Annotated in this window: 1 protein-coding gene; it reads right to left on the bottom strand. The window is 44.0% G+C overall.

Annotated features, from left to right (window positions below; translation table 11 throughout):
* Positions 1-172: 172 nt before the first annotated feature.
* Positions 173-5,422: hemagglutinin repeat-containing protein (locus ACFIJK_RS08700; RefSeq protein ID WP_375627520.1), on the bottom strand; the 5,250-nt coding region annotated here is incomplete at its 5' end.

Here is a 5,422-nt window from a genome sequence, read left to right on the forward strand (position 1 = left end):
CTATATTGCCAAGGCTATACAACAGATTCTGGTACTTCTTCGTCGAATTGGTCAGAGCACCCAACTTACCTTCTAGAAAATACTGATACCCTGCAATGAACCCCTCTACCAAGAGCGAATCGCTATGGGGAAACATCAGAAAATAGTGTGGATCATTCTTGTTATCAGCCAACTACTCCATCATGCGCTTTTTAGGGGCTTCAGCATTACGCTTTTTAGAGGCTACATCATTGTGCTTTTTAGAGGCTACATCATTGTGCTTTTTAGGGGCTACATCATTGCGCTTTTTAGGGGCTACATCATTGCGCTTTTTAGGGGCTACATCATTGTGCTTTTTAGGGGCTACATCATTACGCTTTTTAGAGGCTACATCATTGCGCTTTTTAGGGGCTACATCATTACGCTTTTTAGAGGCTACATCATTGCGCTTTTTAGGAGCTACATCATTGCGCTTTTTAGAGGCTACATCATTGCGCTTTTTAGGGGCTTCAGCATTGCGCTTTTTAGAGGCTACATCATTGCGCTTTTTAGAGGCTACATCATTGTGCTTTTTAGGGGCTACATCATTGCGCTTTTTAGAGGCTACATCATTGTGCTTTTTAGGAGCTACATCATTGCGCTTTTTAGAGGCTTCTTCATTATATTTTTTATAGGCTTTATCGCTGTATTTAAATCCTTCTTCCAGCAATTGTGTTGCCATTTCACGCTCTTCACCAGCTGTTTTTTCCAGCTTAGTGACATCTATTTGTGATACACCCTGATGAGCTTCAGCGGTATTACGGTTAAGGGAAGCTGTGGCTTGTTCCACATCTTGCCCTGTCAATGCCTTCTGCCCTGCTTCATCAGTAATGACGATGGTGCCATCGCTAATGGCAGATTTGGTATATCCTTCCCTTGAATCCTGTTGTTCTGCATGATCTAAAACATTTTTGGCAATGTTTTTAGCGATGTCGTATTCGCCCATTGCACCACCCGCTCCAATGCTAATCCCATCACTGCTGGCTTTGGCACTTGCACTGTTGGTAATATCACTGGTGCTGATGCTTCCTGTGGTCAGGCTGTTTTTTTCTGCCGAGGCTGTGCTTTCAATAATACCTCCAGTCAGCGTTGTTTTATCTTTAACGGTGATCTCAAAGCCGTCATCATGGGCTTTAATGCCTGATTGTTCCACAACACTGTGATAATCGCTGGAGGATTGATCATTTTGAAAAGAGACGTTTATTGATGCACCATCAGGCTTTCCATTGCCTTTAACCCCAACAGAAACAGAGTTTTTTTTGCTGGAACTTTGTCCCTTATCACTGCGGCTGAAAACGGTAAAATCACCTCCTACTTCCATTTCTACACGCTCTCCAGAAACCACGGCGCCTGCCAATGTGGTGTTTGCCCCACTCGTGGTATGAACAGTACCTGTGCCAACAATATGGCTGTTCTTTTGTTGAACTTCCTCACTGGAACCTTCCCCTTGACTAAAAGCAGCACTGCCCGTTACCCCTGCGCCACCGGTGCCATAACTGGCTCCAATATTCATTGAAGCGCTTTGGTTATGGTTTTGTGTGCTTTTCGTGTTTTGCGCACTTTCAAAGGTGATATGCTGTCCTGCTTCCAAGTTGATATTCCCGCTCTGCGGATCATTGCCCCGTGCATAAACTGGATTGGTACCAGCGATAATATCGGCACCAGTACCATGAATGCTGCCTTTGTGGGCTTTCATATCGACAGAACGCCCAGCTTCTATGCTATTGGTTACAGCAGTAGATGTCTGAGAAGACTTCTCTTCCTTTTCAGTCTTAAAGCCTACGGTAACACTGGTAGAAATATCCACCATATTGAGAAGGGAAGCTTTTGTTGATCCGCTCTTTATCCCATTATAGAGATCTTTGCCTTTGTTATAGAGATCTTTGCCTTTTAGACCAAGAATGATGCCATTGCCAATCTTGTATTTCGTATCCCCATGATCAAAATGTTTTACTACATCCCTCATATCTTTTATGGTACTAAGAATGCCAACATTGACAGAACCTGTAACACCAGCAAAGAAATTTTCATGGTTTTTTTGTGCCTTAGAGATATCTTGGCTTTCCGAAAGCATGATATTATTGCCAGCATCGATGTTCACATCACGATCAGCTAAAACATCTGCTGCTTGCATATTTACATCATTGTCAGCAGTAATCTGCACATCTCGGCGTGCCTTGATGTGTGATTGTGCGGAAGAGGTTTCCCATTGATCGTCCGTATCTTTGACGCTTGCAACCCCAACACCCAAAGAAGCACTGCTGCAGTTCTTTCCAAACTGAAACCCAAAACCTGAACGCTCTTCTTTTGAGCTTGAAGTATGACGATCATGACCAACAGACACATTCACATCATGCGCTGCCGAAAGGTTAATATTCTCACCTGCAAAATCAGAGCCCACTATGCTCACATCTTTTTTCTTGGCAGTGATGTTGATAGAGCCATCCGCATTCAAAGAAGAGCCTTGATGTTCAAAACTCTCTTCATTTTGCACCTTTTCCTCACTCCCATATATCGACACGAAGCCCTTGCCTGAACCCGCGTCCAAACCAGACGCATGTTCTTCTGAGTGGCTGCTATGATGATTTTGCATGCCATCAATCGTCACATTTTCTGCTGTCACATTGATGTCTTGACCTGAAAGCAGATGAGAAGCAGTAATTGTGGACTTTTTTTCTGCTTGCAAATCAATGTTGCCCGTCGCCCCAAGAACAGAGGAAACCGTTGTGGTATGCGATTGAGATGTATTGGAGGATTCTTCGTGCAAAAAGCCACTTTTCGACGATTGGTATTGCTGGTCGTAATGTTCTTGAGCGCCTTTTATGAGAATATTCCCACCAGAGTGAATAGAAATATCTGCTTTTGCTTGATCTGGTGTTTCCTCTTCTTTTCCAGCAAGAAGCATCGATCCAATGATTTTTGTATCGTTGCCAGATTCAAAGGCCATCCCTTCACCCCCTGTTATACTTGAGCCCACGACTTGAGTAGCCTCAACATTATTATGGACTCTCTCACTAAATATTCCATCCTCTTTGTGATCCGACATCTCATAATGTAAGCTATCTTCTGCATTGTTGATCAGGATATCGTTACTGGCTTTCAGCCCCACCCTGCCCTTTGCATCTATATCGGAAGCAGCAATATGGATATCGCCACCCGAGATGACAGTGGTATCTTTTCCAGAACTTAAATGAGAGCCATTGTGCAAGGTGACATGGGAGGTTTCACTCCCACTCTGATTATCCATGCTGTTGAGTGTGGCATCAATCGAAACATTCCTCTCAGCTTGTAAAGAAAGATTATCCGTTGCTTGAACATCAGAGCCTAGAATATTCAAATCTTTTCCAGAGAGAAGTGTCGTCGAGCCACCAGAGTTGACTTCTGATTTATGATGCATGGTGGCATCACCCTGTTCATCATGGTAATGGGTTTCTGCTGAACCGATCGTCAAGTTACCTTGTTCTGTAGCCATGGCAAGATCACCTCCGGTGGTGATCCCCACCCCTGAGGCGGTGATATTTTGTTTAGCAATCACCGTTGCATTACCACCAGCAGAAAGCGCCTCGGTGTTTAATACGGTCTCCACGCCATCAACCGTTGTGCGCCCTGCATCCAAACGAATATTCTTCTCCGCAAGGATAACAGCATCACCACCAGCAGCAAAATGCCCCCCTTGACTGAGGATATCCCCACCATGCACATGCAATTGGTGATTTGCCGCAATCCGCCCTGAATTGATTATCGTGGAATTACTTGTATTCTGGCTGGTGATATTCACATCATCGCCCATGATCAAAGCCCCAGCAGAAACAAAGGAGGCTCTGTCTTTTTCGGGGATGTAAAGCACCGGTGCATAAACATCCATGCCCTTGACCTGTTGGCGCACATAAATCACCATCGGGGCTTCTAGGGACGCCAATTGTTCTTCACTCAAAGCCTCACCAAAAGTCAAATTGTGGGCTTTTGCATATTCTGCCCCGACATCCAGCAAGGTTTTGACTTGTTCAATGGCATCACTTCCAGGAATAAAGGAACCTTTGCCCAAACCTTGACCAACAAGATCACGCATTTGTTTTTCAATCAGCTGCTTTTCAAAATATGCATCGCCTAAGAAAAAAATCTCTCTGTCAGGATTGTAGCCAATTCTGTTCAAATAATAAGCTGAGCCATAAAACTTGCCAACATCAAGGAATTCTGCCCGCGTTTCATAAATGAAATTCTGGTTGGGCAGCGTGCCCCCAACCCCACCCGATTGGGGTTTTGGTAAAGGGAGCCCCTCAGAAAGTTCTCCTGCATTATTGAGATCCACTTTTGGTGTAAAGAGAGCGCCAGCTCCAGGCAAACCACTTAAGGACTCCAGTGGATTGCCCCCAACTGCTTGTGCTTCAAAATGCGCATCCCCTGTAATCGAACCTTCCGCTGCCGTGTTATTGAGTTGATCGACCACCAGATTTAAAGTGCCACCCGCTTGGACAAGACCAGGAGCGGTATCAAGAACTTTTGAACCAGTATGGCGATCCTTGCCATTGGCTATATCTAAAGAAACATCGCGGCTTCCATCAGTTTTATAGCCATAACAACTGTCTGTATTAGCCTGACAACCAAGATAAGTGTTTTTATAAGCTGTTGCCCCCAAATTGGTGAGCACATTGGCATGGATATCGGCATTTCCCCCCGCTTCTATAGAGCTATAATGGTTGTCAATGGTATCAGCGTTAATGATGAGATTGCCACTAGATTGTATTACCCCCGAAACTGGTTTATGAGAAAAACCTTGCGTGACAGTCTTTTCTGTCATATGTGACTGATTATTCCATTGATACCGTCTTATATTACTTTTTGTTTTATCATATTTCCAAGTAAATGCCCTATAAAATGATCCATCTTCCAAAGTTGCTTTACCGTACGTTCCTCCTTTGTTAGCCCACAGCTCTTTATCAAATACAAATATTTCTTTATAAATTATATTTCCAGGATGTGGTGGAGATTGTTCTTCCTTAGCGTGCCCTTTTCCCCAAAGGTTGGGACCATCCTGATATAACATCCCATCACTGAGTTGATCAGAACCCTTTGGTTTTTGGAAAGAAATATCGCTATATTCCGTTTTTTCTGTGATGACAGGCGTGCTATCGGCTTCGTTTTTCAGGGTGTTGGTTTGGATATTTAAATTTCCACCTGCTTGAATAGAGCCTGCTTTATTGACAAGGGAAAGGCTTTTTCCGCTGCCATCTGCATTGGTAAAAGATAAATCACCTTCTGTCATTATGGCACCAAAATCATTGAGCAAAGTCCCATCAACTTGTAAAGCACCATTGCCCTTCACATAAATTAAGCCCGTTTTGTTGTTGGTCACATTGCCCGTCACGCTGAAGACTAAATCCTGCCCTGCTGCCAATTGACCGCT

This window comes from Bartonella sp. PS17NMGDW (assembly GCF_042193555.1).
Taxonomy (GTDB): Bacteria; Pseudomonadota; Alphaproteobacteria; order Rhizobiales; family Rhizobiaceae; genus Bartonella; species Bartonella grahamii.